This window comes from Ensifer sp. ZNC0028 (genome assembly GCF_000799055.1).
Classification (GTDB): domain Bacteria; phylum Pseudomonadota; class Alphaproteobacteria; order Rhizobiales; family Rhizobiaceae; genus Ensifer.
Window position 1 is genome coordinate 1 of the sequence record NZ_JTLA01000174.1, and the last position, 2,204, is coordinate 2,204.

At 60.7% G+C, this 2,204-nt stretch carries 3 protein-coding genes; all 3 read left to right on the top strand.

The window, feature by feature from the left end; genetic code table 11:
- On the top strand, nt 1-229 hold a 229-nt coding region (locus L981_RS35420), incomplete at its 5' end, for a hypothetical protein (RefSeq protein ID WP_210166428.1).
- A gap of 261 nt (nt 230-490) precedes the next feature.
- On the top strand, nt 491-1,096 hold the full coding sequence (locus tag L981_RS31535) for an alpha/beta hydrolase (RefSeq protein WP_043626232.1): 606 nt from the start codon (nt 491-493) through the stop codon (nt 1,094-1,096).
- A gap of 313 nt (nt 1,097-1,409) precedes the next feature.
- On the top strand, nt 1,410-2,204 hold a 795-nt coding region (locus L981_RS31540), incomplete at its 3' end, for an FAD/NAD(P)-binding protein (protein ID WP_043626236.1).

Here is a 2,204-nt window from a genome sequence, read left to right on the forward strand (position 1 = left end):
GCGACAATCCAAATCCAGGCAAAACACTCGGCTGGCGAAATCGCCACCGGTTCCCATTGCGTCGCTCCGTCACCTTTCGGTCACCTCTTGGCCCCGCAGCCGCGAGCGGCTGCGCTATCCCCTCATCCAAACCGATCTTCAAACCGCCGGTTGGCCGGCTTGTTTGAGCGCCGGTATCTTTCGGCGCCAAACTACCAATTTCATGGGCTCCAACAACGCAAATTTTTGACGCTTCGGCGGCCGTAAGAGAAACTGATTTCGCTTCTGACCGCGTCAATAGAAACACTCTGCTCCCAAGATTGTTCCATGCCTGACATCTAAAATGATGGCGCGTGAACGATGCGACTGAAAAGTTATGCTATAGAATTTATAGATATTGAATGTTCCTTGCTTACGCGCTGCATTTCGCTCTTCCATAATCGAGCTACGAACCGGGCGGGGCAGAATGCGCGACCGTCACTTTGAAACATTCTCGTAAGCGGTTGATGTCATGGCAACAACGCTCATCATTCCCGGGTTGTTCGGATCGAACAGCGGCCATTGGCAGCGCCATTGGCTGAATGACAATCCGCACGCCGTCCTCGTCGAACAGGACGACTGGGACCGACCAAGGCTCGATCTCTGGCGCGACAGGCTCGAACACGAGATCTTCCGGCATGGTACCGTCGATCTGGTGGCACACAGCCTCGGCTGCCTTCTGGTCGCCAATCTGGTACGGCGCCCGCTCGCCCGGCAGGTGCGTAGCGCCTTGCTCGTCGCACCGTGCGATCTCGGTCCGACCGATCGGCTTCATCCGGGCGCCATCGACTTCGGGTCGATGCCGGACCTGCCGTTGCCTTTTTCGAGCCTTGTCGTTGGAAGCCTGAACGACCCCTATATGCCCTTCGACCGCCTGCGCCATTTTTCGACCCGCTGGGGCAGTCGCCTCATCGATCTCGGCCATGCCGGCCATATCAACATCGCCAGTGGCTATGGCCGCTGGTCGCATGGTTATGACCTGTTGAGGGTATTGAACGGCATTTCGCGCCGCGAGACCACTCGCGGCCAGCCGGGCGAGCTTTCGGAGCGGTTGCCCTTGCCAAACGGCGTGGCCTGACCGCCCCAGAGTGTGACGCCGGAGACCGCTTCGGGCGGCCATTGCCACGCGGCCCTTGATGTCTGCGCCGTTTCACGCTCTAATAACGCACAAAGTTTATAGAGTATACCGTCTAGGGATGCGCATGTGCCAAGGTGCCAGGCCAGCCGGGATAGGACATACGGGCTCGACCGTCGATGCGGCGGACGATATCTTCGCGCGACCCTGCGGGTGGTCGCCGATAGCCTTACAATTCGGTCGGTGTCTGCGTTGAGGACCGAAACAGCCATGCATTTCAAACTTTGCCGGCGAGGCCGGCCATAGGAGAGTGCACATGACTGTCCATGGATTGTTTGCCAAGACGTCTCCGACGGAAGGGGCCCCCAGGGGCAAGCCGCATATCGCCATCGTCGGCCGCGGTTTTTCCGGCGTGATGATGGCTATCGCCCTGATGAAGTCCGTGCGGGCCGCCTTTCACGTCCATCTCTTCGACCCGCAACCGACGATCAGTGGCGGCCAGGTGTTGGCCACCGCCCAGAGCGGTGAAATCCTCAACAGTCGTGTTCGTGATCTTTCAGTGGCCGCCGGTCAGCCCGAAGACTTCAACGACTGGCTGGCGGCCAATGCCGAGTTTCGCGCCGCCGTGCCGGCGGCCATTCCCGGGTTCCAGCAGATCTTCGTGCCGAAGAGCATCTTCAGCGATTATGTCTATCAGCGCTTCTCCGAGGCGCTGACGCGCCGGCCGGATATTTCGATGCAGCTCTCCTGTCAGGCGGTGCTTGGTCTTCGCAAACAGGCCAATGGGCGCTTTCTGGTGGTGCAGGAGAACGCGACGGTGGAATGTGACGCCGTTGTGCTCGCGACCGGTTTTGGCCTGCGTCGCGGTGAGATGGAAGTTGCCGACGAGGAAAAGCCGCTAGTGCGCGCGCGCCGTCTCGTCGTGCCGCGCCACACTGTGCTGCTCGGAAGTGGTGTTCGGGTGGTCGACCGCCTGCTGCAGCTTCGCGACAACGGCTTTGCCGGCGAGGTCACCATCCTCTCCCGTCACGGCTTCCTGCCGCAACCGCATACCCGCCTCTCGGCAGCGCCGACCTTTCCCGTCGAGCCGATGCCGACGCGGCTCGGCGAG